The organism is Haloprofundus marisrubri (assembly GCF_001469955.1).
Classification (GTDB): Archaea; Halobacteriota; Halobacteria; order Halobacteriales; family Haloferacaceae; genus Haloprofundus; species Haloprofundus marisrubri.
This window is the reverse complement of record NZ_LOPU01000031.1, coordinates 52,647-75,406: the sequence shown is the minus strand read 5'-3', so window position 1 is coordinate 75,406 and position 22,760 is coordinate 52,647. Positions and strand designations below refer to the sequence as shown.

At 64.3% G+C, this 22,760-nt stretch carries 24 protein-coding genes; 14 read left to right on the top strand and 10 right to left on the bottom strand.

Features of this window, described 5'->3' with window-relative positions; translation table 11 throughout:
- Positions 1 to 5 precede the first annotated feature (5 nt).
- The 5 genes from AUR64_RS16535 to AUR64_RS16515 all read left to right on the top strand — a co-directional run bounded on the left by AUR64_RS16535 (position 6) and on the right by AUR64_RS16515 (position 4,228).
- Positions 6 to 1,025, top strand: a complete 1,020-nt coding sequence (locus tag AUR64_RS16535; protein ID WP_058583072.1) for a M48 family metalloprotease — start codon at positions 6 to 8, stop codon at positions 1,023 to 1,025.
- Positions 1,026 to 2,111 carry a M48 family metallopeptidase gene (locus AUR64_RS16530; RefSeq protein ID WP_058583071.1) on the top strand — a complete coding sequence of 362 codons (1,086 nt, stop codon included), beginning with the start codon at positions 1,026 to 1,028 and terminating at the stop codon, positions 2,109 to 2,111.
- 73 nt (positions 2,112 to 2,184) lie between these two features.
- The gene (locus AUR64_RS16525; RefSeq protein WP_058583070.1) at positions 2,185 to 2,781 is read left to right on the top strand and encodes a riboflavin synthase; all 597 of its coding nucleotides are present in this window, start codon (positions 2,185 to 2,187) and stop codon (positions 2,779 to 2,781) included.
- A gap of 74 nt (positions 2,782 to 2,855) precedes the next feature.
- Positions 2,856 to 3,461, top strand: a complete 606-nt coding sequence (locus AUR64_RS16520; RefSeq protein WP_058583069.1) for a hypothetical protein — start codon at positions 2,856 to 2,858, stop codon at positions 3,459 to 3,461.
- The gene (locus tag AUR64_RS16515; protein WP_058583068.1) at positions 3,458 to 4,228 is read left to right on the top strand and encodes an RNA methyltransferase; all 771 of its coding nucleotides are present in this window, start codon (positions 3,458 to 3,460) and stop codon (positions 4,226 to 4,228) included. Before AUR64_RS16520 ends, AUR64_RS16515 begins: the two co-directional genes overlap by 4 nt.
- 1 nt (position 4,229) lies before the next feature.
- Here the strand turns inward: AUR64_RS16515 and AUR64_RS16510 are convergent, their stop codons facing one another.
- Entirely contained in the window at positions 4,230 to 4,691 is a 462-nt protein-coding gene (locus AUR64_RS16510) for a MaoC family dehydratase (protein WP_058583067.1), read from the bottom strand.
- A 101-nt stretch (positions 4,692 to 4,792) separates the two neighbouring features.
- Here AUR64_RS16510 and AUR64_RS16505 point away from each other — a divergent pair, with 101 nt between their 5' ends.
- Positions 4,793 to 5,230, top strand: a complete 438-nt coding sequence (locus AUR64_RS16505; protein ID WP_058583066.1) for a hypothetical protein — start codon at positions 4,793 to 4,795, stop codon at positions 5,228 to 5,230.
- A gap of 144 nt (positions 5,231 to 5,374) precedes the next feature.
- Entirely contained in the window at positions 5,375 to 6,694 is a 1,320-nt protein-coding gene (locus AUR64_RS16500) for an MFS transporter (RefSeq protein WP_058583154.1), read from the top strand.
- A gap of 129 nt (positions 6,695 to 6,823) precedes the next feature.
- Here the strand turns inward: AUR64_RS16500 and AUR64_RS16495 are convergent, their stop codons facing one another.
- A complete protein-coding gene (locus tag AUR64_RS16495; protein ID WP_058583065.1) occupies positions 6,824 to 7,780 on the bottom strand; it encodes a DMT family transporter in 957 nt (318 codons plus the stop codon).
- A gap of 193 nt (positions 7,781 to 7,973) precedes the next feature.
- Between AUR64_RS16495 and AUR64_RS16490 the strand changes: the two genes are divergently transcribed.
- Entirely contained in the window at positions 7,974 to 8,459 is a 486-nt protein-coding gene (locus tag AUR64_RS16490; RefSeq protein ID WP_058583064.1) for an Lrp/AsnC family transcriptional regulator, read from the top strand.
- A gap of 195 nt (positions 8,460 to 8,654) precedes the next feature.
- Positions 8,655 to 8,954: a HalOD1 output domain-containing protein gene (locus tag AUR64_RS16485; protein WP_058583063.1), complete on the top strand. Its 300-nt coding sequence runs from the start codon at positions 8,655 to 8,657 to the stop codon at positions 8,952 to 8,954.
- 85 nt (positions 8,955 to 9,039) lie between these two features.
- Here the strand turns inward: AUR64_RS16485 and gatE are convergent, their stop codons facing one another.
- The 3 genes from gatE to AUR64_RS16475 form a co-directional block, all read right to left on the bottom strand.
- Complete coding sequence (gene gatE / locus AUR64_RS16480) at positions 9,040 to 10,908, bottom strand: Glu-tRNA(Gln) amidotransferase subunit GatE (protein WP_058583062.1); 1,869 nt, start codon at positions 10,906 to 10,908, stop codon at positions 9,040 to 9,042.
- Between the two features lie 198 nt (positions 10,909 to 11,106).
- Positions 11,107 to 11,277, bottom strand: a complete 171-nt coding sequence (locus AUR64_RS20155; RefSeq protein ID WP_205628416.1) for an HVO_2901 family zinc finger protein — start codon at positions 11,275 to 11,277, stop codon at positions 11,107 to 11,109.
- A gap of 222 nt (positions 11,278 to 11,499) precedes the next feature.
- Positions 11,500 to 12,906 carry a class II fumarate hydratase gene (locus AUR64_RS16475; RefSeq protein WP_058583061.1) on the bottom strand — a complete coding sequence of 469 codons (1,407 nt, stop codon included), beginning with the start codon at positions 12,904 to 12,906 and terminating at the stop codon, positions 11,500 to 11,502.
- Between the two features lie 249 nt (positions 12,907 to 13,155).
- On the opposite strand from AUR64_RS16475, the gene AUR64_RS16470 reads away from it, so the two are divergent.
- The 4 genes from AUR64_RS16470 to AUR64_RS16455 are packed head-to-tail and all read left to right on the top strand — an operon-like array spanning position 13,156 to position 17,568.
- The gene (locus AUR64_RS16470; RefSeq protein WP_058583060.1) at positions 13,156 to 14,529 is read left to right on the top strand and encodes an ABC transporter substrate-binding protein; all 1,374 of its coding nucleotides are present in this window, start codon (positions 13,156 to 13,158) and stop codon (positions 14,527 to 14,529) included.
- Positions 14,530 to 14,541: 12 nt separating this feature from the next.
- Entirely contained in the window at positions 14,542 to 15,546 is a 1,005-nt protein-coding gene (locus tag AUR64_RS16465; RefSeq protein ID WP_058583059.1) for a carbohydrate ABC transporter permease, read from the top strand.
- Positions 15,543 to 16,427 (top strand): carbohydrate ABC transporter permease, encoded by an 885-nt coding sequence (locus AUR64_RS16460; RefSeq protein ID WP_058583058.1) that lies wholly within the window; start codon positions 15,543 to 15,545, stop codon positions 16,425 to 16,427. Before AUR64_RS16465 ends, AUR64_RS16460 begins: the two co-directional genes overlap by 4 nt.
- Position 16,428: 1 nt before the next feature.
- Positions 16,429 to 17,568, top strand: a complete 1,140-nt coding sequence (locus AUR64_RS16455) for an ABC transporter ATP-binding protein (RefSeq protein WP_058583057.1) — start codon at positions 16,429 to 16,431, stop codon at positions 17,566 to 17,568.
- 30 nt (positions 17,569 to 17,598) lie between these two features.
- Here the strand turns inward: AUR64_RS16455 and AUR64_RS16450 are convergent, their stop codons facing one another.
- The 4 genes from AUR64_RS16450 to AUR64_RS16435 all read right to left on the bottom strand — a co-directional run bounded on the left by AUR64_RS16450 (position 17,599) and on the right by AUR64_RS16435 (position 21,106).
- Entirely contained in the window at positions 17,599 to 18,828 is a 1,230-nt protein-coding gene (locus AUR64_RS16450) for a hypothetical protein (protein WP_058583056.1), read from the bottom strand.
- Between the two features lie 79 nt (positions 18,829 to 18,907).
- Positions 18,908 to 20,140, bottom strand: coding sequence for an AGE family epimerase/isomerase (locus tag AUR64_RS16445; protein WP_058583055.1), 1,233 nt, complete (start codon positions 20,138 to 20,140; stop codon positions 18,908 to 18,910).
- Between the two features lie 79 nt (positions 20,141 to 20,219).
- A complete protein-coding gene (locus tag AUR64_RS16440; RefSeq protein WP_058583054.1) occupies positions 20,220 to 20,477 on the bottom strand; it encodes a BolA family protein in 258 nt (85 codons plus the stop codon).
- A gap of 53 nt (positions 20,478 to 20,530) precedes the next feature.
- Complete coding sequence (locus tag AUR64_RS16435; RefSeq protein ID WP_240479627.1) at positions 20,531 to 21,106, bottom strand: HdeD family acid-resistance protein; 576 nt, start codon at positions 21,104 to 21,106, stop codon at positions 20,531 to 20,533.
- Positions 21,107 to 21,290: 184 nt separating this feature from the next.
- Here AUR64_RS16435 and AUR64_RS16430 point away from each other — a divergent pair, with 184 nt between their 5' ends.
- The gene (locus tag AUR64_RS16430; protein ID WP_071391309.1) at positions 21,291 to 21,770 is read left to right on the top strand and encodes a hypothetical protein; all 480 of its coding nucleotides are present in this window, start codon (positions 21,291 to 21,293) and stop codon (positions 21,768 to 21,770) included.
- On the opposite strand, the gene fen is transcribed toward AUR64_RS16430, so the two are convergent.
- The gene (fen, locus tag AUR64_RS16425) at positions 21,767 to 22,747 is read right to left on the bottom strand and encodes a flap endonuclease-1 (protein WP_058583053.1); all 981 of its coding nucleotides are present in this window, start codon (positions 22,745 to 22,747) and stop codon (positions 21,767 to 21,769) included. The genes AUR64_RS16430 and fen overlap by 4 nt on opposite strands.
- Positions 22,748 to 22,760 lie beyond the last annotated feature (13 nt).

The window sequence follows — 22,760 nt, the reverse complement described above, 5'->3', positions numbered from 1 at the left end:
CTCGCATGGACCGGTCCCTCCTCGCTCGCATGGCGTTCGCCACCGTCCTCCTCGGCGTCGTCGCGCTCGTCTTCACCGCCGCGCTCGTCGCCGGATTCGCCGGACTCGCGGTGTTTTTCGGCTGGCCGATGGTCGTCGCGCCCGTCGGTGCTGCGGTCGTTCTTCTCGGGTTCGGCGCGCTCGAACTCACGCAGGGCGCACGTGTCGTCCGCGAGGCCGACGCGTACGAAGTCGACGCCGAAACCGCCCCGCGTCTCCACCGGGTCGCCCGCAGCGTCGCTCAGCAAGCCGACCTCCCGATGCCCGCTATCGCCGTCTCCGACGACGACGCTCCCGAGGCGTTCGTCACGGGCTACACCGCCGGGAGCGCGACGCTCGTCGTCTCGCTCGGGATGCTTCGCGCGCTCGACGACGCGGAGCTTCGGGCCGTGGTCGCCCACGAACTCGCGCACGTGAAGAACCGCGACGTGGCGCTGATGACCGCGATTTCGGTCCCGACGGCCGTCGCCAGCCGGTTGCACGAACTGTCGAGTGCGACCAGCGAACGACTCACCAGCGGTAGCGGCGGCGCGGTCAGAGGACGCGGCCTCGTCTTCGTCGTCGCGTTTCTCTCGGCCGTCGTCGCGCTTATTGCTGGTTTGTTCTCCTTCGTCGGCCGTTCGCTCATCGCGTCGTTCTCGCGGGTGCGCGAACTCGCCGCCGACCGCGGGGCCGTCGCCATCACGGGCGACCCGGCGTCGTTGGCGAGCGCACTCGCCTCCATCGAGACGGAACTCGGCAAGCACCCGGTCGAAGACCTTCGCAGTGCCCAGAGCGTCGCCGCGTTCACCGTCGTCTCGCCAGAACAGGTCGAACCCGACGAACCGCTGATGCTCGGCGCGGAGGGCGACGAACCGGCGACGCTGACGTACTACTCGGATAGGTACGATGCGTTCGTCTACCGGACGTTCCTGCGGACACACCCGTCGGTGAACGACCGGGTGTCGCGGCTTCAGGCCGCCGAGCGCGAGGTGCAGTCGCGGTAGATGGAGTGGCAAGCCGACCGGCGACTGCAGATTCGGATGGGACTGACGATGCTGGCAATGTCGTCGCTGTCGGTTCCGTTGCTCCTGCTCTCGTTTGTGGTGCTGTTTCTCACCGCGACGATGACGCTCGGCGTGGTCGTGATGGTGCTCGTCGGAAACTCCGGCAGCAGTCTGGTACTCGTGTTCTGGGCCAACGTGGTGTTCTCGGCGGCCGTCGCCGTCGTGCTCTCGGCCGCCGTGGTTCCTCGGGAACTGCGATGGCCGAGTCGGTTGCTCCGCTCCTTGGACCTCTCCGAGAAGCCGGTTCCCGGGGGGCGACAGTTCCTCTCGGAACTCGAACGACTCGCCTCACAACTCGGCGTGTTGACGCCCACCGTTTACTTGGTCGACAGCGACGCGCCCGAGGTGTTCACCGTCGGTTTCGGGCGTCGGCGCTCGAAACTCGTCGTCACGAGGGGCTTCTTCCAGACGTTGAACGAGGCCGAACGGCGGGCCGTCGCGGCGCACGAACTCGCACACGTCAAAAACGGCGACGCGACGGTGATGACGCTCGCCTCGCTGCCGACAGTTCTCGGCGAAGAGATGCTCGACAAGGCAGGGGGCCACCGTTGGTTGCTCCCGCTGTGGCCGTTCGCGCTGGCGCTCCAGTACGCCGGACTGACCGTGCTGGCGTCGCTCTCGCGGTCACGCGAGTTCGTCGCCGACCGCGGGGCGGTGGCGCTGACGGGTGACTCGGCAGCGCTGGCGTCGGCACTCCAAACGCTCGACGAAGCGTCGTCGTCGCGTCCGAAAGCGGACTTCCGGACGGCGAACGTCGCGGCGCTGTCGGCCGTACCGGGCGCACTCGGGCCGTCGTCAGTCGCCTCGACTTCGAAGGCCGCCGCCGAGACCCAAGCACCCGACTATCTCGACCCGGAGTGGGACGGTCACGCACTCCACCGATACGAGGAGGACGACGGCGACCCGCCGACGTGGTTCGTCGACCTTCGAGAGAAGATTCGCACGAAATCGGCCGATACGCACCCCCCGACCGCCGAACGAGTCCGCCGACTGCGCGAACTCTCTCGTGACCTCGAATCCCGATAACCTCCACTACTCAGCGAACATAACAGTTCTGAGGACCATAACGAATTTCACACGGACACACATCTGTCAGTGCATGTACACTGGACTGGTCGAAGCAACAGGCAAAATCTCGAAAACCGCCACTGCCGCCGAGGGCCGCCGAATTCGCGTCTCCACCGAGTTCGCCTCCGACCTCGCCGTCGGCGACAGCATCGCCGTCAGCGGCGTCTGTCTCACCGTCGAACGCCGCAGCGACGACTGGTTCGAGGCGTTCGCCACCGAGGAAACCCTACGTCGAACGTATCTCTCGACGCTCGGCGTCGGCGACGCGGTGAACCTCGAACGACCGATGCCCGCCGACGGCCGGTTCGACGGCCACGTGGTCAAGGGAACTGTGGATACGACGGGCACTGTCGCCGAAATCCGCGACCAAGAGGAAGGTGTCGAGTTCGTCTTCGAGGTTCCCGACGACTTCGCGGGCTATCTCGTCGAGAAAGGCGCAGTTGCCGTCGACGGCGCGTCGCTGACCGTCGCCGACTACGACGACTCCTCGTTTTCGATTGCCGCGATTCCCGAGACGCTTCGATTGACGACGCTCACGAAGAAGAACGTCGGTGACCCCGTCCACCTCGAAGCCGACGTGTTGGCGAAGTACGTCGAACGCCGGTTAGCCGTCGAAGCGGCGCAGTAGGGCGCTCCCGAATCACCGTCGTCGCACCGCCGAAGTCACGTGCTTTTTATCCGACGACCGGTTACCTCCGCGTAATGGCGAAAGTGAGCGTCGGACTCCGTGGCTGGCGGTTCGAGGAGTCCGAAATCTTCACCGACGAGGGTGAGTTCAAACCACTCGACGACATTCCGGAGGACCCCCGACAGCGACTCCTTCGACTCAGTTTGCTCGTCGAGAAACCGTGTCAGGCCTGCTATCTCGTCCACGGCGAGGAGAACGTCGAGCGCTGCCGACAGGCGACTATCGTCTACGGCGAACCGCTGAACGAAGTCGTCCTCTGCGACGAACACGAGGCGGACTTCCTCTACTGGTTCCGCGAGGCCGGCGGCCGCGAGTTCGTCGGCGACGAACTGTTCCGCGACGAGTTTCAGGAGTGGTTCGCCGACGGCGGCCGCGCACCCGACGGCTACGGCGGGATGGAACACGTCGACACCGACCCCGACAGTATGCCGAGTCCGCCCGACGCCGAGGAACTCCACCAGCGAATCAACGAGGAGTTCGAGGGCGAGCGAATCAACCTGCGCGACTACGGTCCCGGCGCGGACGACGAGAGTGACGAGGACGACGTTGACGAGAGCGACGAACCCGAGGAGTTGGATTTAGACGGCGTCGACCTCGGCCAAGAGTACCCGCGGAAATGAGTCGGCAGAAACCCGTCGTCGTCGTCGTCGACCCGAAGACGCCCGGTAACATCGGCACCATCGCCCGGGCTATGAAGAACTTCGGCCTCTCGGAGCTGAAACTGGTCAACCCGCCGGAACTGCACCGCGACGACGACGCCTACGGTTTCGCCGGCCACGCCCGCGAGGACATCCTCCCGAACGCCGAAACCGTCGCGTTCGACGACATCGTCGAGAACTACCACACCGTCGCCACGACGGCCATCACGAACGAGGACAGTCGCCGCCACGTCCGCTACCCGTTCAAAACGCCCGTCGAACTCCGCGAGAGTCTCAAGACGACCGAAACGCGAACTGCGCTCGTGTTCGGCCGCGAAGGAACCGGACTGGACAACGATGAACTGGCGAAGATGGACGAAATCTGCTCGATTCCCGCCAGCGACGACTATCCAGTCCTCAACCTCGGGCAGGCGGCGACGGTGCTCATGTACGAACTCCGCGAACTGACCGTCGAAGAGACGCAGTTGCCGGACGTCGAACAGTCACGCGCGCCCGAATCCGACGTCGAACGCTTCTACGACCTCTTTTCGGAGCAACTCGACGCCACCGGGTACGACGAACACAAGCGAGGAAAGACGACGCGACTGATGCGGCGACTCGTCGGTCGCGCGCATCCAACCGACCGCGAGATTTCGACGCTGCTCGGCCTCTTCCGCCGGACGAACCGCCAACTCAGACACCGACGGCAGTTGCTCGAAAAGTACGACGAACCCGACCGCTGGCGCTAGCTCACCCGGAGCGAGAACCCAGCGACTCCGGTTTTCGGCCGAACATCACCAACCCGACCATCGAGAACACGTCCTCACCCTCCTGATTCGTGGTCGTCGTCCTAACGTGTGCGAGGCCGCGTTCGTCGCTCTCGACTTCCTTCTCCAACACTTCGTTTCGCAACGTCAGCACGTCGCCCGGTCGGACGGGGCGATACCACCGGAGTTCGTCGACGCCTTTCGCGCCCATCGACGCCGCCTCCGAGAGGAAGCCGTCGACGAGCATCCGCATCGTCATCGACGCCGTGTGCCACCCCGAGGCGATGAGACCGCCGTACATCGTCTCCGACGCACGTTCGGAGTCGACGTGGAAGAACTGCGGGTCGTAGCGCTCGGCGAACTCGATTATCTCCTCCTCGGTCACTTCGTACTCGCCGAACTCGGTCGTTTCCCCGACTTCCAAGTCCTCGAAGTAAATCGGCATAGACGCTCAGACACGCGAGCGGTGCAAATAGTTTTCCGGCGGTCGCCGAATGAGCGACCGCGCGCGAAAGAACTATTCACCGACTCCACGAGCACGAAACGATGCCCTCCCAACAGAAACCACACAATCGCATCCGCGACGTCGCGGAGGCGGTCGTGCTGTTGGTTCTCCCGATTCCGGTCGTCGCGCCGGTCCTTCTTACACTCGGTCGAAACGTCCAAACGGCGCTGTTTCTCCCCGGACTGTTCGGTTTCGTGTTGTTTCGGGTGAGACTGCGCTACCGAGCCATCAGAACTGACGACGGCATCGAACGCCGTCTTTTCGACCCCGAGGAGACGTGGTGGGCCGAAGCCGCGAGCATCGAGTACGACGAGAAGTACGACCGTATTCTCGCACCGGTCTGTGCGGCCGTCGCCCTCGGTGCGTTCGCACTCGTTCCCGTCTACGCCGGCGACGACGGCGTCGCACTCCGTCTCGTCATGGTGGGGGCGGCGGCGAGTACAGGTGCGCTAGCTGTGTACGGTGTGGCGTACTCCTGAGCGTCGATTCAGGCGATTCCGTGGTTTGCGGTCGACGGTCGTCGCCGACGCGTCCGTCCCGCCCATCGGCCGTCGAAGCCACAACGGTATTGCGTCGCCACCTCTAACCGTGTGTATGAGTGTGGCAGCCTCGGTGAGTTCCGAGTGACGTCGAGTCGGTTGGGGGTCGACCCGCAGGTACTGGCGCTGGCGCTGGCGCGGATGACCGAGTCGGTCGGCAACTCCTTTCTCATCGTCGTGCTCCCGCTTTTCATCGGGAGCGAACTCGTCACCGGAAACACGTTCGGACTGACCGAAGTCGCCATCACCGGCGTCGTGCTCTCGCTTTTCGGTCTCGTCAACAGCCCGCTGCAGCCGTTCACGGGACGACTGTCCGACCGAACGGGGAGACGCAAAATCTTCGTCCTCGTCGGCTTGCTGCTCATCGGCGTCGCCAGTTTCTCGTACTCGCTCGCCACCGACTACTGGCACCTCGTCGGATTACGTGTACTGCAAGGTGTCGCGGGCGCGCTCATCATCCCGACGACCGTCGCACTCGTCAACGACTTGGCGTCGGAGGCGAACCGCGGCGGCAACATGGGGACGTACAACACGTTCCGACTCGTCGGCTTCGGCGTCGGCCCCGTCGCGGCGGGTGCTGTCGTCGCCGGCGGGCCGTACGCGGTCGGACTCGGCGGCACGCAGGTTCAGTTCAGCGGCTTCGACGCCGCGTTCTACTTCGCCACGCTGACCGCGACGGTCAGCTTCTTTCTCATTCTCGCGCTGATTCGTGACCCCGAGACCGTCTCCGCGGACTCGCCCGGAGACGAATCCGCCGACGAGGACGGCAGCGCGCTCGATGGGTTCAGCGTGTTCGACAGCTCCGGGAAAGGCGTCTTGGACCCGGTTTTCACCCTCGGTGTCGTCTCCTTTTTCATGGCAGTCGGCATCGCGCTGTTCGCCACGCTCGGCGACATCATCAACGCACGACTCGACCAAGGACCGACGCTGTTCGGCCTCCAGTTCGCCGCGTTCGTGTTGGCGCAGATATTCCTGCAGATGCCTATCGGGCGGGCGACGGACTTCTACGGCCGTCGGATATTCATCCTCGCCGGGATGGTGCTTCTGGTCCCGACGACGTTCGTCCAAGGGATGCTGTACGACCCGTGGCTGATGTTCGGTGCTCGGTTCGCCCAAGGCGTCGCGGGGGCGATGGTGTTCGCACCGGCGCTCGCACTCGCCGGCGACTTGGCTCCCGACGGCCAGTCGGGGACGACGCTCTCGGTGCTGACGATGGCGTTCGGATTCGGTGTCGCCTTCGGGCCGCTGTCGGCGGGCTTTCTCGTCACCTTCGGCTTCGGCGTCCCGTTCGCGTTCGGTGCGGCGCTGGCGGCCGTCGGCGCGGTGTTGGTCTGGACGCAAGTAGAAGAGACGGTCACGACACGGCGCTCGCCGTTCTCGGCGACTGACGGAGTAGAAGAGTAGCGAGCGAACGGACCGCCGGACCGTCAGACCGTCAGACTGTCGGACTGCCGGGCTGAGCCACCAACGGACCGGCTGCCTCACGAACTGAGAGAGGCTGGACCCACTAACTGTCGGAGAGGCCCCGGAAACTCAGTCCGCGTCGGGGTAGCCGTCGTTTTTCACGGGGACGTCGTCGACGACGAACTCACGGACCGCGTCGCGCTTCAGCACGCCGAAGCCGACGAAGATAGCGACGAAGCCGACGAGTGCGTTGGGTTCGACGACGTGACCGACGAGCGCGGCGCTTGCGAGCGTTGCGACGACCGGTTCGGCGTAGCCGATGAGGTTGATTTCGGTCGGGCCGGTTCGGTCGAGCAGCTCGAAGTACAAGAGGAAGCCGACGACGCCCGAGACGAAGGTCAGGTAGAGGAACGACGCGATGGCAATGGGCGTCACCTGAACCGCGCCGAGCGACTCGCCACGGAGCGCGCCGCCGACGAACAGCGACGCCGCGCCGAGCAGCATCGCCCACGCCTCCATCGAGACGAGCGGGAGGTCAGAGTCGAACGGCCGAGTCAGGACCGAGCCGACGGCGAACGAGGCGGCGCTGAGGAACACGAGCACGACGCCGATTATCGAACCGAGTTCGAGCGCCGTCGGGTCGGGGGCGACGAGGACGACGACGCCGACGAGGCCGAAGCCGAGGCCGACGAGTTCGCCGACGCCCAGTCGGTTCGACGGGAGCAACGCGCTCGCAACGGCGGCGGTCAAGATGGGCGTGAGGCTGATGACGACGGCGGCAATGGGCCCCGAAACCCGGAGTTCACCCAGGTAGAGGAACGCGTGGTATGCGCCGATGAGAAACAGGCCGGCGATGGTGACGACGAGCCACTCATCGCGCCCACTCGGGAGCCACCGGTCGCTCGTGGCGACGGCGTACGCGAAGACGACTGCGCCTGCGACGGCGTACCGTGCGCCCGCGAAGTACAGCGGCGGGACGTAGTGGAGGCCGACTTCGATGGCGACGAAGGAGGTGCCCCAGAACACGGCGAGACAGGCGAACAACACTGCGGTCGAATGTTGTCGATAGAGACGACGGAGAGACATTGGTTCGTATCACGTTCGTAATTCCCTCGTGTCCTTAAACTTGTCTACAAGAGAATCCGTTTCGATAGAACGTGATAGATTATCTGGCCGGTAATGTTAGAGAATCCCACGGGCAGTCGCGTCTCTGTTGGAGACCCATCCAACCTCGGCCTCGCCGGAGGCTACATAGGGGCTTCCGCCGAACCGACTGCGCATGGACGAACGCGACATCACGCTTCTGAAAGCCATCTCCGACCTCGGGACCGGCAGTCCCGAACGCCTCCACGAGGAGACGGGCATTCCGGTGTCGACGATTCACTATCGGCTGAACAATCTGAAAGAAGACGGCATCATCGCAAACGACCTCTACGACGTCGACTTGGAGAAGTTCGGTCTCGGCGTCACCGTTATCGTCGAAGTGCTGGCCGACTACAGCGGGTCGTACGACGACGTCGGGGAGAAACTGATGGCCGTCGAAGGCGTCACGCAGACGTACTTCACGATGGGTGAGACGGATTTCATCGTCATCGCCCGTCTCACCGGCAGCGAGATGGTCGAACGACTCATCTCGGAGTTCGAGGCTATCGAGGAAGTCGACCGAACGAACTCGACGTACGTCATCTCGACGCTCCGGGACAGCCAACGCGTGCTGCAGAGTTACAGCGTCGAGACGCTCGTCGAGGAACTCGGCGAGGAGTGAGCCGAGTCGATAGTCCGCATCCTTGCCGTCGACCCGTCGGGAACTCGGTCTATCGCTGTCGATTCGTCATCCGATTCGCCGTCTCACCACGAATCCGTCGTAGCAGTCGAAGTTGACGACTCTCTGGCCGGAGTGGAAGCAGCCAAATTTGGTTCGATACGCCGCGTTATCCATCTCGACGGCATAGCATAGCTGATGTCGACACAAAATCACGTGAGCGACGCCTCGGGCCCCCACGAGTACTGTACGCTGTTCAACCCGTACGTCGACTCGGTCGTAGAGGAACTCGTTCAGACGGTTTCGGCGCTTCGAGGCGTCTCACCGATGGAAATCTCGCCGCTGTACTCGGTCGTCGACCCCGACGCGCTCGAAGCGCTGTTCGCCGGGGCGACGGCGACGCCGAACAGTCGGGTCGTCACCTTCGACTACGAGGGGTTCGAGGTGACGATTCGTGAACACGGCTGTATCACACTCACGTCCGTTGAAGCGGCGTAATTCTGGTAGCAACTGACCGAACCGAGACCGATTCCGACCGAAAAACAGTCGATATCCGAGAGGCGTCGCTATCGTGTCCGAGTTTTCAGGCGCGCTTTTGAATCTCTTCGCGGAGCACGCTGCTGACGATTTCGCCGTCGGCACGACCACGGAGTGCGCCCATCGCTTCGCCCATCAGTCCCGAGAACGCAGCCATCCCTTCGTTTTCGACTTGCGACTCGTTGCGCTCGACGACTTCGACGACGGCGTCGCGCACCTCGTCTTCGCTGACACCGGAGAGGCCCGCCTCCTCGACTGCCTCTTCGGCCGAGAGTTGTGGGTTCTCGGCCAAGAGCGCCAGCACTTCGTTGACGCCCTCTTTTGCGAGGTCACCGTCGGTGACGAGGGCGACGACTGCGAGCAACTGCTCGTCGTCGAGATTTTCGACGGGCACGTCGTCGCGCCGGAGTTCCGTCACTGTACTCTCGACGAGTCCGGCGACGAACGTCGGGTCCGCGCCGTCGTCGACGGCCCGTTCGAACAACGGCATCCGGCGGCCGTAGGCGACCTGTTCGGCGAGTCCGGCGTCGAGGCCGAACTCAGATTGGTAGCGCTCGACTTTCTCGGTGAGCAGTTCGGGCACTTCGACTTCGGAGGGGTCGGGTTCGACCGGCGGCACGTCCGTCTCGGGGTACATCCGCGCCGCGCCCGGCAGCGGCCGGAGGTAGCGCGTGGTCCCGTCGTCGTTCGCCCCCCGGGTCTCCTCGGGGACGCCTTCGATGGCTGCCTCGGCACGGACCGCTGCCGCGTCGATAGCGAGGTCTGCGGTCTGCGAGTCGGCGGCGACGATAGCCACTGCGTCCTCCGGTTCCGCGCCGACAGCCTCGCGCAGTGCGTCGACTTCCTCCTCGGTGACGCCGTAGGCGGGCAGTTCGTCGGTGTGGAAGATGCCGCCCGCGCCGTGGCGTTTCGCGTGGTCGGAGAGTTCGGTACCGAGGCGGCGGTCCGGTTGGAGTTCGCGGCCGACGAGGCCGTCGAACCCTGCGAGACGCACTCCTGTAACCTTCCCACCCGAATCTAGCGCGCCGCGAATAACTCCCGAATCGCTGTCGGCGAACACGTCAGTCACGTCCTGTGGCTCGCCGACGTGGGCGTCTCGCTGCTGTAACTCGTCGCGGATGGCGAGCAGTTCGACCTGTCGGCCGACCTCGTTGCGGACGATGTCGTCGATGTCGTCGAGGCTCTGGACGCCTTTCATCTCCACGCGCGCGCCGTCGGCGATGGAGACGTTCACGTCCTGGCGGATGGTGCCGAGGCCGCGCTTGACCTTCCCCGTCGAGCGGAGCAGCATCCCGATTGTCTCGGCGGCTTCGCGGGCCTGCTCGGGCGAGGAGATGTCGGGTTTGGTTCCGATTTCGACGAGGGGAATCCCGAGACGGTCGAGGCTGTAGAGGACGCCGTCGTCGCGCTCCTCGATGCGCTGGGCGGACTCCTCTTCGAGCATCAGGTCTTCGATGCCGACGGCTCCCTCGCTCGTCTGGATTTCACCGTCTTGAGCGATGAGCGACGAGCGCTGGAAGCCGGAGGTGTTCGAGCCGTCGACGACGATTTTCCGCATCACGTGCGCCTGGTCGACGACCGACATCTCCATCAGCTCCGAAATCTGCATCACCACGTCGAGCGCCTCGGCGTCGAGTTTCGCCGGCGGTTCGTCGTCCTCTTCGACGAGACAAGTCGTGTCGTAGGCGAGATACTCGAACTCGCGGTCGACGCGGCTCTCTTCGAGCGCTGCGTCGTCGATTTCGCCGAGTTCGCTCCGCGTGGGGTGGAGATAGCGCGTGAACGTCCGGGTCGCCTCCTCGGGTTCGCGGCGCACCGTCGGCGAGTCGCAGAACAACTTCGTCGCGGTGTCGAGTTGCTGGTGAATCTCCAGCCCCGCGACGAGGCCGAGCTCCTCGTAGTCGTACTCCGTCATTGTCTCTCCCTGCGCGCGGGGGGCGTAAAAATGGTTCAGTCTCCCGCTCGCGCGTCTGGCGGGCGCTCGGCACCGGGAGGGTGGGAAAGAACGTGAGAGATGAGAGCGTCCGACACGGCTCGCGTTCGACCGTGGTCGGGTCGCGGGCCGCAGTGAGTCGGTTTTCGGTTTCGTGGCGGTACAGTCAGCGAGGTGCGCTCAGGCGCGTCGAAGCCCTTCGCCGAGGCCTTCGGCGTCGCAGTCGTCCTCGGGGCATCGATAGTGCCAGCCGTCTCGGGTGGCCTGACCCTCTGGGAACTCGGCTCCGCACTTTCGGCACAGCAGCTTGTCGCGGCCCTTCGACTCGCGTAGGACGTTCATCCCAACCATGCTGGAAAAATCACGGGCACACCCCATCAAGATGTCGTTTTTCGACGCTTTCGTGACCAGTTCACGTGTCGTGTCGCCGTCTGTCGATTTCGTTTCCAGAAACCGGTGTCGTGTGTGAACAGTCTACGCAGAAGAACGGACTCGACTCGTGGATGGTCGACGAACCCGATTGGTCGCGCCGGCGACACATCGGCCGGCCGTCGAATCCGACTCCCAGCACCCTCAGTCGTCGCCGAGGATGCCGCGGTGGGTCATCTTCTCGGGGTCGAGTACCTCGTCGGCCTCTTCCTCGGTGAGATAGCCCTCGTCGACGGCGACTTCGCGCACCGTCTTGTTCTCCGCGAGCGCTTTCTTGGCGACCTTCGAGGCTTTGTCGTAGCCGATGGCGGGGTTGAGCGCCGTCGCCAGCGCCATGCTCCGTTCGACCTGTTCGGCGGCGAACTCCTCGTTCGCCTCCAACTTGCGGACGAACCGGTCGGCGAACACCGTCGCCGAGTTCGACAGCAGTTCCGTCGATTCGAGGAAGTTGTGCGCCAGCACCGGCTTGTAGAGGTTGAGGTCGATTTGGCCCTCGGCCGCGCCCGCGGCGACGGCGGCGTCGTTGCCGACGACCTGTTTGTGGACCTGGTTGACGGCTTCGGCGACGACGGGGTTGATTTTGCCGGGCATGATGCTACTTCCTGGTTGGTTCTCGGGTTGCTCGATTTCGCCGAGACCGTTGCGCGGGCCGGAGGCCAGAAGCCGAAGGTCGTTGGCAATCTTGTTCATCGACCCGGCAACGGTCCGAAGTGCGCCGTGGGCCTCGCCCATCGCGTCGTGGGCGGCCTGCGCCTCGAAGTGGTTGTCGGCTTCGCGGAACTCGATTCCCGTCTCCTCGGAGATGTACTCGGCGGCTTTCCCGGGGAACTCGGGGTGAGTGTTCAGGCCCGTCCCGACTGCGGTGCCACCGAGTGCCAACTCCGAGAGGTGGTCGCGGGTGTGTTCGACGCGACGGATGCCTTTCTCAATCTGGGTTCGGTAGCCGCCGAACTCCTGACCGAGGCGGACGGGTGTGGCGTCCTGCAGGTGGGTCCGGCCGGTTTTGACGACGCCGTCGAACTCCTGTTCTTTCTCGCCGAGCGCTTCGGCGAGTTCCGATAGCGCCGGAAGGAGGTCTTTCTCGACGGCTTCGAGCGACGCGACGTGCATCGCCGTCGGAATCACGTCGTTCGAGGACTGTCCGTAGTTGACGTGGTCGTTCGGGTGAATCTCCCGGGAACCGATTTCCGCGCCGACGAGTTCCGCTGCCCGGTTGGCGATGACCTCGTTGGCGTTCATGTTCGAGGAGGTCCCCGACCCGGTTTGGAACACGTCGACGGGGAACTGGTCGTCGTGGTCGCCGGCGATGACCTCGTCGGCGGCGTCGACGATGGCGTCGGCCTTCTCGTCGGGAATCAGGCCGAGGTCACGGTTGGCTTGTGCGGCGGCCTTCTTGACGACGCCGAGTGCGCGGACGAACCGCCGTCCGAACGTGATTCCCGAGATGGGGAAGTTCTCGACGGCGCGTTGGGTCTGTGCGCCCCAGTACGCGTCGGTGGGGACCTGCATCTCACCGAGGCTGTCTCGCTCCGTACGGTAGTCGTCGCTCATGGTCGCCCCCACGCAGAGTGAGGCGTAAAAGCCACCGATACCGGCCGACCCGAACGCGACCCTTCCGACTCCGAGCGGTCGTCTCGCGGCGTCTCGATGCACCGCGTCGGAACCTCGAACTCGGCCTTTATCGGAAACGAGTCGGTTCGACGGTTAGTCGTCACATATGATAACAATTCACTCGTCGACGGAGTAATACTTAACTATCGATAGTGGCCATATCCCTCCGTAAATCGTTGAGGATTCATCATGACTGACAAAGATTCACCGGTCTCTCGACGTTCGTATCTCAAACTAACTGGCCTCGCAGGTACTGCGGGCGTCACCGCACTCGCCGGTTGTTCGCAGGGCGGCGACGGCGGCGACGGCGGTGACGGCAGCGGCAACGGAAGCGGTGGCTCGGGCGGCAGCGGCAACCAGAGCGGCGGCGGTGGCGACGGTGGTGGCAGCGGTAATCAGGAACTCGAAATCGTCCACTGGTGGACCGCCGGTGGCGAGCAGGACGCGCTGAATGCGTTGCTCGAAGGGTTCCAAGAGGAGTATCCGGACGCGAGCGTGAACAACAACCCCGCACCCGGTGGTGCAGGAAGTGCGCTCGACACCGTCATCCGAAACCGCGTGCTCAACGAGAACCCGCCGAGCACGTTCCAGATTTGGCCCGGACAGGCGTTGACGCCGTACACCGAGAGCGATATGCTCGAAGACATCAGCGACATCTGGTCCGGCGACATGGAGGACGCCTACCTGCAGGGCGTCCGCAACGCCGCGCAGTCGAACGGCAACTACGTCGCCGTCCCCATCAACATCCACCGACTGAACAACCTGTTCTACAACGTCTCGGTGGTCGAAGAAGCAGGCGTCGACATGCAGAGCGTCGACAGCCCGCAGGCGCTTCTCGACGCGATGAACTCCATCGCCAACAACACCGACGCGGTGCCGATGGCCCACCAGACGCAGTCGCCGTGGTCGTCGCTGCAGCTGTGGGAGGCCATCTTCCAGGCCGAACAGGGCGTCGACGCCTACATGGACTTCACGCAGGGCAACGTCTCGAACCACGAGCAGGGCGTCAAAGACGCGCTCTCGCGGCTGAGTTCCTACAGCGACCACTTCAACCAGGACGCCGGCTCCATCACGTGGGACCAAGGCAACAGCAAAGTCATCAACGGCGACGCGGCGATGATTCACCAAGGCGACTGGGCGGCCGGCCAGTACGACGGTGCGGACAACTTCAACTACGGCGAACAGTGGGAGCACGTCCCGTTCCCGGGGACGACCGGTCTGTACGCCGTCGTCACCGACTCGTTCGTCATGCCGACGAACAACCCGTCGCCGGAGACGACGCGGCAGTTCCTCACCTACTGTGGCTCCGTCGACGCCCAAGAGCGGTTCAACCCAATCAAGGGGTCGATTCCGCCGCGGACGGACGTGCCGGACGAACCGTTCGGTCCGTTCCTCCAGCAGCAGCGACAGGACTTCGAGAACTCCGACTCGCAACCGCCGACCATCGCCCACGGCACCGCCGTCTCGCCGGACGTCAAGAGCAGCCTCGAAGAGGCGTTCGCGGCGTTCAACGAGAACTGGAACGTCGACGGTGCGTACGACCGCATCGCAAACTCGTTCTAACCGGAGCGAGTGATGCGAGAGTTCATTTTTCGACTGTTCGGACGTGGTCGCCGCCCTCCCGATAGCGACGGCGACGCGCGACCTGACGGCGGCACCGTGACGAAAGAACAGACGGTGGGTCGCTCGCGGCTACGGGACGCGCTCGACAGCGACCTGCTCGGGTCGCTGCCGTTCTGGCTCCCGCCGGCGCTGCTCATCGGCCTATTCGTCTACGGCGCTATCGGCTGGAACGTCGTCATCTCGTTGACCGACTGGAGCGGCCTCGGCCAACCCGACTACAGCTCTCTGAGCTTTGCGATGTACGAGGAGATGCTGTCGGACCCGACGTTCTGGACGGCGACGCAGAACACGTTCGTGCTGCTCATCGCCTTCACCGTCGTCACCCTGTTGTTGGGGCTGTTGATGGCGATTCTCGTCGACCAGAACATACGGTTCGAGAACACGTTCCGGACCATCTACCTGCTGCCGATGAGCCTCTCGTTCGTCGTGACGGCCATCTTCTGGGCGTGGATGTACAACCCCGAAATCGGACTGATAAACGTCGCCCTGCGGTCGGTCGGCCTCGACTTCCTCGCGTACGCGTGGCTGTCGGACCCGCGCTTCTCGCTGGCGGCGGTTATCTTCGCGCTGATGTGGCAGTTCTCGGGCTACTGCATGGTCGTCTACCTCGCCGGCCTGCGAGCGATACCGACAGAACAGTACGAAGCGGCGAGAACCGACGGCGCGAGTACGATTCGGATGTACCGCCGCGTCATCATCCCGCAACTGCGTGCGTCGACGACGAGCGCCGCCGTCGTGTTGATGGTGTTCGCGTTGAAGGCGTTCGACTTCCTGTTCGTCCTCTTCGGACCGACTCCCGGGCCGTCCACCGATATCCTCTCGGTGATGATGTTCCGCGAGGCGTTCCGCGCGACGAACTGGGCGTACGGGTCGGCTATCGCCACCGTCCTCTTTTTAATGGCGTTGGGCGTCATCGGTCCGTATCTCTACCTGCAGTACAGCAGAGGTGACCTATGAGTTCACAGACAGCCAACGACTCGACGAGCGGTATCGATTTCCAGCGCATCGGCCTGTACGCAGTCTTGGTCGTAATGGCAGCGTTCTACCTCTCGCCGCTCGAAAGCGGTCTGATGACGGCGTTCAAATCCCAAGAGGCGTTTATCGGGTCGACGCCGTTCGTCCCGCCGCCGCCGTCTGGCTTCACCGTCGAACCGTGGTTCGAGGCGTGGAGTCGCCTACAACTCGGCGTGTTCAACAGCCTGCTGTTGGCGATTCCGGCTACCGCGCTGTCGGCCATCTTCGGGTCGCTCGCGGCGTACGGCCTAACGAACGTCGACTGGCGCGGACAGGTCGCGGTGATAATGCTGTTCGTCGCCGGTATCTTCGTGCCGTACCAGTCGGTGCTCGTCCCGTTGACGCAGTTTTGGACGATGGTCGGCCTCGAAGACATTCTCGCGGGCGTTCCGCTGCTCGCAGAACGGACGGGCCTCCTCGAACTCATCATCACGCACACCGCCTACGGCATCCCCATCTGTACCATCCTGTTTCGGTCGTACTACGCGACCATCGACCCGGAGATGCTGGAGGCGGCGCGCTTGGACGGCGCGACGGTGGCGCGAATCTACTGGAAGATCATCCTGCCGCTGTCGGTGCCCATCTTCGCGGTGACGCTCATCTACCAGTTCACCCAGATTTGGAACGACCTGCTGTTCGCGCTGGTGCTTCTGACCAGTCCGGAAAATCAGGTCGTCACCCTCTCACTGAACCAGTTGCAAGGCTCGATGGTCCAGCAGTACAACCTGCAGATGGCGGGCGCGTTCGTCGCGGCGCTTCCGACGCTCGTCGTCTACGTACTGTTCGGCGAACAGTTCGCGGAAGGCGTCGCGGGAGAATCCTAACATGGCACAACTCATACTCGACCACGTCACGAAAGTGTTCGACGACAACGGCAGCGACATCGTCGCCGTCGACGACGTGAACATCGACCTCGAAGACGGCGAGTTCCTCGTTCTCGTCGGTCCCTCGGGATGCGGGAAATCGACGACGCTTCGAATGGTCGCGGGACTGGAGACGGTAACGAGCGGCGAGATACGTCTCGACGACCGCGTCATCAACGACGCCTCGCCGCGCGACAGAGACATCGCGATGGTGTTTCAGTCGTACGCGCTGTACCCGCACATGACCGTCCGCGAGAACATGTCGTTCGGCCTCGAAGAGTCGACGGACCTCGACGGCGACACTATCTCGACGAAGGTGACCGAGACCGCCGAGATGCTCAACATCGGCGAACTGGTCGACCGCAAACCGAGAGAACTCTCCGGCGGGCAGCGCCAGCGGGTCGCCCTCGGCCGCGCTATCGTCCGTGACCCCGAGGTGTTCCTCATGGACGAACCGCTGTCGAACTTGGACGCCAAGTTGCGTTCGGGGATGCGCACCGAACTTCAGCGTCTCCAAGAGGACCTCGGCGTGACGACGATGTACGTCACCCACGACCAGACGGAGGCGATGACGATGGGCGACCGTATCGCCATCCTCAACGACGGGCGACTCCAGCAGGTGGCGACGCCGCTGGAGGCGTACCACCAACCAGCCAACCAGTTCGTCGCGGGCTTCATCGGCGACCCCTCGATGAACTTCTTCGAGATGGAGATGCAGGGCGACAGACTCGTCGGCCAAGAGTTCGCCTACCCGCTCTCACAGCAGACTCGTGAGAGTCTCGGCGACGCGGTCCGCGTCGTGCTTGGCGTCCGTCCTGAAGACATCGAACTCGTCTCCGAAGCCAGCGGCGACCACGATTACGAGACGGTCGTCGACGTGGTCGAACCGATGGGCAACGAGAACAACGTCTACCTGAACTTCACCGCCGACAGCGACACCACGTTCGTCGCAACCATCGGCGGGATGCGCTCGGTTGAGGCCGGCCAACCGGCCGTCGCGCGGTTCCCCGAATCCGCGATACATCTCTTCGACGCCGAGACGGGCGAGGCATTGAAGAACCGCTCGCTCGACGAACTGGAGAACGCCGAACCGCGACTCTGACGCTGAGCGCCTCTGCTTCTTCCACTGCGTTCAGTGTAGCGGCGTCTCGCCGTTCAGCGGTCCGGCGAGGAGGTCGTAGAGATGCCATTCCAGCGGACGCGCCGGAAGGTCGGGTCGGGAGACGGTCGTGTTCTCGTAGTCGTGATAGCGGTACGTCTGAACGACTCTCTCACCGGACTCTCTGACGTGGACCGTCTCGATTTCGAGGAGTCGACCGCTCGTCCGGTCGATGGTCACCGTCCGACTCCCGTTCGTGTCGTACGGCCGGCCCATCCGGTCTGTCGGCGTCGAGTACCTGATTGTCGTGGTGTTTTTCGTCCGCTTGACGACCTGTCCCGGTGCGTCTGTCGTCGCCGCCGTCCAGTACGCGTCGATACCGTACGGACGCATCATCGGTTGGATGGCTCTCGTCTCGGGGTCGGTGTCGTCGCTCTCCCACCGCCAGACGCCATCTTGGGTGTAGAGTGCGGTGACGAACTCGTCGGGCCGACTGCCCGCTGCGATGGTGGAGACGCGAACGAGGTCGCTGCTGCGGTCGTGTTCGACGCGCTGGAACGGCGAGACTCGTTCGACGAGCGTCCCGTTCGGCGCGTACATCGACGTCGAGTACGTCACCGTGTGCGAGACGGCGCGAGTTCGCGCCTGCGCTTGTGCGACCTGCTCCTCGGCGGGTGCGTCCGGTCCTGCGTACTCGGGAGCGTCGGCCGCGGGCGCGGGTGTCGTCGGGTCGGTGTACTGAACGACAGCGCCGCCGAGAGCGACGAGGACGACGATACCCGCGAGGACACCGAGTTGTCGGAACGTCGCGTCCGGCGACCGACTCAGCGACGACAGCGGCGACTCTCCGCCCGGCGGAAGACCGAACGACGGCCGAGTCGCGACGAACACGCCGAGCATCGCTGCCAGCGGCACAGTGAGTACGCCGACGAGCGTCGAGAGCAGCAGTAGCGCCGCGGTCTGTTCGAGAAGCGACCCGTTCAGCGGGTACATCGCCAGCAACACGGCAACCATTCCGAGACCGTTGCAGACGGCCCCGACGAGCGTCGCCATCGCACCGACGAGCGCACCGCGCCGACGCGACGGCTCCGAACCGGCTGCGCCGGCCCAGACGAGCGTTCCGCACGCCGCAGCGAGACAGGTGGCGAGAACGGTGAAGAGAACGACTGGTTCCTGCCGCGCGGAGACGAGAAAGAACGGCAGCGGATAACTGAGGCCGACGACTGCGAAGCCGAGGGGGAGGGTGAGGCGACGGAGACGCATGCCGACCACTCGTCGGACCTATCTTTTCAAATTACCGGTGTTATGGGCATGAAAATACAACTCTCCCGGCGTGTCGACCTCAGCCGTCGAAGCTACGCAGCGCCTCCCAACAGGCTCCAATCGGGTGGTAGCCCGGTTCGACCGCCGGTCCGTCGCTCGTGTCGACGTACTCGTTCTCCCGCGTGAGTTGCGTGTACCAGTTGCCGCCGGGTGCGACGAGGTTCGCCTCCGCGTACGCCCAAAGGCGGTCGTACCACTCCAGATATCGCTCTCTGTCGGCGTCGTCGACGACGTCCGACAGCACCGCGGCCGCGCCGATAGCTTCGGCGACCGGCCAGCCGTACTTGTCGTCGACGACGGGGTCGCCCTCGCGGTCCAGCGTGTAGTAGAAGCCGCCGTACTCCTCGTCCCAGCCGTCGAGGGCGGCGTCGAACAGTTCCGTCGCCCGTTCTCGGGGCCACGGTTCGTCCGTATGCCGCGAGAGCGCGGCGGTGAGCTTCGCCCACTCGGCGTGGTGGCCGGGTTGGTAGCCCCACGGCCGGAACAGGTCTTCGGGTTGCTCGCGGTTGTACGCGAAGTCGTGGTCCCACGACTCGGTGTAGTGTTCCCAGATTCGACCGTCCGTCGTCTCCGTGAGGTCGACGGTCATCCGCCGGGCGATGGTGAGCGCCCGGTCGAGATAGGCTCGATTCTCCGTCGCTTCGTACGCGCCGAGCATCGCCTCGCACATGTGCATGTTGGCGTTCTGCCCACGGTAGGACTCGACGGAGTTCCAGTCGGCGTCGAGTTCGCTCCGACAGAGGCCGTGGTCGGCCTCCCAGAACCGCTCGTCGACGAGGTCGGCCGTCGCTTCGAGCCGTTCACGCGCGCCCGGAACGCCTGCCATCGTCGCCTCGGCGTACGCCAACAGGACGAACGCGTGGCCGTAACAGGAGCGTCGCTCGTCGACGGGGTCGGTGCCGGAGAGCAGCCACTGGTAGCCGCCCGCCTCGGCGTCGCGATGGGCGTCCGCGAGAAACTCCGCACCGCGTGCGGCCGCCGAGCGACACCAGTCGAGCGCATCGGCGTCTGGTGTGTTCGTCCCCGCAGTTGCAGCCGCGTCGTCGAGACGCGCACCGCGGGCGAAGTTGACGACGAACCGAGCGGAGGCGACGAGATGACGCGGTTCGGGGTCGTAGACGCGACTCGTCCGCTCGTCGAGTTGTGCGACGAAGCCGCCGCGCGTCTCGTCGACGCAGGTCGGATAGTAGAACGTCAACACGTCTGCGACGTGACCGCGAAGCCACGCGGGGTCCCGAAACCGGTCGGTCATTGCTATCCGCTCGGACGCGAGCGCGGTGCAAAAGCGTGGGGGCGCGGGCAGTCGGGACGAAGGAACCCAAGCGGGTTGACTACTGGCCGTCGTACTGTTCGGGGGTGTACGTCTTTATCTCCATCGCGTGGATGTCGGTGGTCATCCGCTCGCCGAGGGCGTCGTACACCATCTGGTGCTGTTGGACGAGCGACTTCCCCTCGAACGCCGGGGAGACGACGACGGCCGCGAAGTGGGCGTCCTCGTGGTTCTCGTCGGGACTCCGTGGACGGGAGACGGTCGCGTCGGCGTCCTCGATACCGGCCTCGATGAGCTGCTCTATCTCGCTGAGGTCCATGACTGATGCGGCGTGCGCGACGACTAAAAACAAAGCGAATGCGGTCGTTTCGATTAGGCGCTACCGGCCGCCGATGACGCGGCGTCTTCGCGGGCGTGGTCGCGGCCGTCCATCGCCACCATCACCATCGAGATGCCGGAGGCGAGGAGGTTGATGCCGAACAGGAGGCCGACGGCCCACAGCGCGGTGCTCGGGAAGCCGACGAACAGCAGGCCGGCGACGACGAGGCCGAGTACGCCGCTGGCGACGAGCCATCCCCAGTTGGCGTCGGGGCGCAGACGGAGACCCATCACGATTTCGACGAGACCGTCGACGAAGAAGTACGCGATGAGCAGTATCGTCAGCGAGGCGAGACCGACCAGCGGGTTCGCAATGAGCGCAACACCGGCGACGGTGTAGACGATTGCCATCGCGCCTTGGAACAGGCCACCTTTCCAGTTACTCGCGCCGAACGCGTGGACCCCCCGGAGAATTGCGCCAACGATGAGGAGCGCACCGAGGAATATCGACAGCGAGATTCCGGTGATAAACGGCGCGAGAATGGCGATGACGCCCAGTATGGCGATAATCCCGCCGGCAATCATCAACGTCCGCCACGTCGCGGATACGTCGGTTTCGATACGGTTCATTGTGGACATGGAACTCTCTTCTGAACTCATAGTAATCGACAGTTGTGTAATGGATGCGAAAAAGCATAAACTAGCATTTATAAACGTTCTGAGTATCCCGTTTTGCAGTCTCTCGCGGACTCCGAACGGTCTTGCCGCGGCTCCGCTCCGGCAGTCGTTTATCCACCGCCCGTGACTGAAGCGTGTGAGTACTGTCGACCGAGTTCGTGCGTACCTGCTCGCCGAGGAGTCCGCACTTCTCGACAGCGTCGTCGACTGCGCGGACGCCCTTGTCACCGGATGGGACGGCGAGACGACGACCGAGAGAGCGCGTGTCGTTTCGCCTCTCGAAACCGTCCTCGCTCGCGCGGGCATCACCGAACAGTTGCCGGGACTGCTCGCTCGCTGCGTCGACACCGCGGGAGGCGAACTCGCCGCACCGCCGGTCGCCGCCCCACCGTACGTCGTCGTCACCGCCACCGGGCCGGTGCTTCGCGCGACGCTCGATTCCGGGCGACTCGTGATTTCGCTTCGCGTCTTCGAGGTCGAACGCAGCGAGGATGAGACGAGAAACGGCGACGGTGGCGGTGACACCGAGAATTCAGCAGACTTCGAAGTCGACACCCCACGCTACCGTCGCTGCGGCGAGACGCCCGCCGAAATCGTCTCGGTCGAACTTCGCTAAGTCCAGCGGTCGAGTCCGGTCTGACTCAGCGCGTCGTCGATGCGCTCGAAGCCGCGTTCGACCTCGTCGGCGTCGACTTCCCACTCCTCGATAACGTAACTGCGCGCCGCCGAGATGTCGGGGTCGACGTCGGTGTCGAACTCGTACTCGTCTGTGACCGGCGGGTCCAAAAACAACTCTCGAATCCGGTCGGCGAACTCGACGTGTTCGCCGCGCGCTTCCAACACGCCGAAGAGGTCGCCGTGTTCTCGCACCAATTTGAGCGCCGTCTTCGGGCCGATACCGTCGACGCCGGGGTTGAAGTCGGTGCCACAGAGGATGCCCACGTCGACGAGTTGCTCGTAGGTGAGGTCGTGTTCGTCGAGCGTCTCGTCCAGACTCATCAGTTCCGGGTTCCCGGAGCTGGTGAGTTGGCGAAGCGTCAACGGCGCGCCGAACAGCAGCGTGTCGTAGTCCTCGCTGCCGACGTAGTCGGCGTCGCCGCGGCGGGCCATGTACGCCGCCTGCGCCTCGCCCTCGGCGGGTGCTTCGACGTAGGGAACGTCGAGCAAGTCGAGCAGTTCACGACTCGTCTCTTGGATGACGCTCGTCAGTCGTTGGGTGCGCGCTTCGAGGCGGGCCGCTTCGATGTGGTCGCCGCGTTCTTGGGCGTCTGCGAGCATCTCCTCGGCTTTCTCGCGCTGTTCGCGTCGCTCGGCCACTTCGTCGTCTTTCAACTCGGTCACGCCGCCGTCGAAGACGAAGACGGGGACGAGGTCGTGTTCGAAGAATTTGGGGAGGCCTTGGACGATGCCGACGAGGTTGGCGACTTCCTCGCCCTCGCTCGTCGTGTACACCCCGTCTCTGGTCCACTTGACCGTCGTCGTCAGATATCGGTAGAGCCAGTTGTGCGCGTCGACGGCGACGACTCTCCCATCGAGGTCGTCGAACGACACCTCTGAGAGCGCCGCCAACTGGCGCAACGCTGCGTTTCCCATTGGCCGACGTTAG

Excerpts from the sequence above, each read along its gene's own strand:
- AUR64_RS16470 (WP_058583060.1), top strand. The coding sequence starts at position 13,156 with ATGACTGACAAAGATTCACCGGTCTCTCGACGTTCGTATCTCAAACTA.
- AUR64_RS16485 (WP_058583063.1), top strand. The coding sequence starts at position 8,655 with ATGTCGACACAAAATCACGTGAGCGACGCCTCGGGCCCCCACGAGTAC.
- AUR64_RS16535 (WP_058583072.1), top strand. The coding sequence starts at position 6 with ATGGACCGGTCCCTCCTCGCTCGCATGGCGTTCGCCACCGTCCTCCTC.
- AUR64_RS16450 (WP_058583056.1), bottom strand. The coding sequence starts at position 18,828 with ATGCGTCTCCGTCGCCTCACCCTCCCCCTCGGCTTCGCAGTCGTCGGC.
- AUR64_RS16520 (WP_058583069.1), top strand. The coding sequence starts at position 2,856 with ATGGCGAAAGTGAGCGTCGGACTCCGTGGCTGGCGGTTCGAGGAGTCC.
- fen (WP_058583053.1), bottom strand. The coding sequence starts at position 22,747 with ATGGGAAACGCAGCGTTGCGCCAGTTGGCGGCGCTCTCAGAGGTGTCG.
- AUR64_RS16465 (WP_058583059.1), top strand. The coding sequence starts at position 14,542 with ATGCGAGAGTTCATTTTTCGACTGTTCGGACGTGGTCGCCGCCCTCCC.
- AUR64_RS16455 (WP_058583057.1), top strand. The coding sequence starts at position 16,429 with ATGGCACAACTCATACTCGACCACGTCACGAAAGTGTTCGACGACAAC.
- AUR64_RS16510 (WP_058583067.1), bottom strand. The coding sequence starts at position 4,691 with ATGCCGATTTACTTCGAGGACTTGGAAGTCGGGGAAACGACCGAGTTC.
- AUR64_RS16475 (WP_058583061.1), bottom strand. The coding sequence starts at position 12,906 with ATGAGCGACGACTACCGTACGGAGCGAGACAGCCTCGGTGAGATGCAG.
- AUR64_RS16460 (WP_058583058.1), top strand. The coding sequence starts at position 15,543 with ATGAGTTCACAGACAGCCAACGACTCGACGAGCGGTATCGATTTCCAG.
- AUR64_RS16505 (WP_058583066.1), top strand. The coding sequence starts at position 4,793 with ATGCCCTCCCAACAGAAACCACACAATCGCATCCGCGACGTCGCGGAG.
- AUR64_RS16525 (WP_058583070.1), top strand. The coding sequence starts at position 2,185 with ATGTACACTGGACTGGTCGAAGCAACAGGCAAAATCTCGAAAACCGCC.
- AUR64_RS16490 (WP_058583064.1), top strand. The coding sequence starts at position 7,974 with ATGGACGAACGCGACATCACGCTTCTGAAAGCCATCTCCGACCTCGGG.
- AUR64_RS16445 (WP_058583055.1), bottom strand. The coding sequence starts at position 20,140 with ATGACCGACCGGTTTCGGGACCCCGCGTGGCTTCGCGGTCACGTCGCA.
- AUR64_RS16530 (WP_058583071.1), top strand. The coding sequence starts at position 1,026 with ATGGAGTGGCAAGCCGACCGGCGACTGCAGATTCGGATGGGACTGACG.
- gatE (WP_058583062.1), bottom strand. The coding sequence starts at position 10,908 with ATGACGGAGTACGACTACGAGGAGCTCGGCCTCGTCGCGGGGCTGGAG.
- AUR64_RS16440 (WP_058583054.1), bottom strand. The coding sequence starts at position 20,477 with ATGGACCTCAGCGAGATAGAGCAGCTCATCGAGGCCGGTATCGAGGAC.
- AUR64_RS20155 (WP_205628416.1), bottom strand. The coding sequence starts at position 11,277 with ATGGTTGGGATGAACGTCCTACGCGAGTCGAAGGGCCGCGACAAGCTG.
- AUR64_RS16495 (WP_058583065.1), bottom strand. The coding sequence starts at position 7,780 with ATGTCTCTCCGTCGTCTCTATCGACAACATTCGACCGCAGTGTTGTTC.
- AUR64_RS16435 (WP_240479627.1), bottom strand. The coding sequence starts at position 21,106 with ATGAACCGTATCGAAACCGACGTATCCGCGACGTGGCGGACGTTGATG.
- AUR64_RS16515 (WP_058583068.1), top strand. The coding sequence starts at position 3,458 with ATGAGTCGGCAGAAACCCGTCGTCGTCGTCGTCGACCCGAAGACGCCC.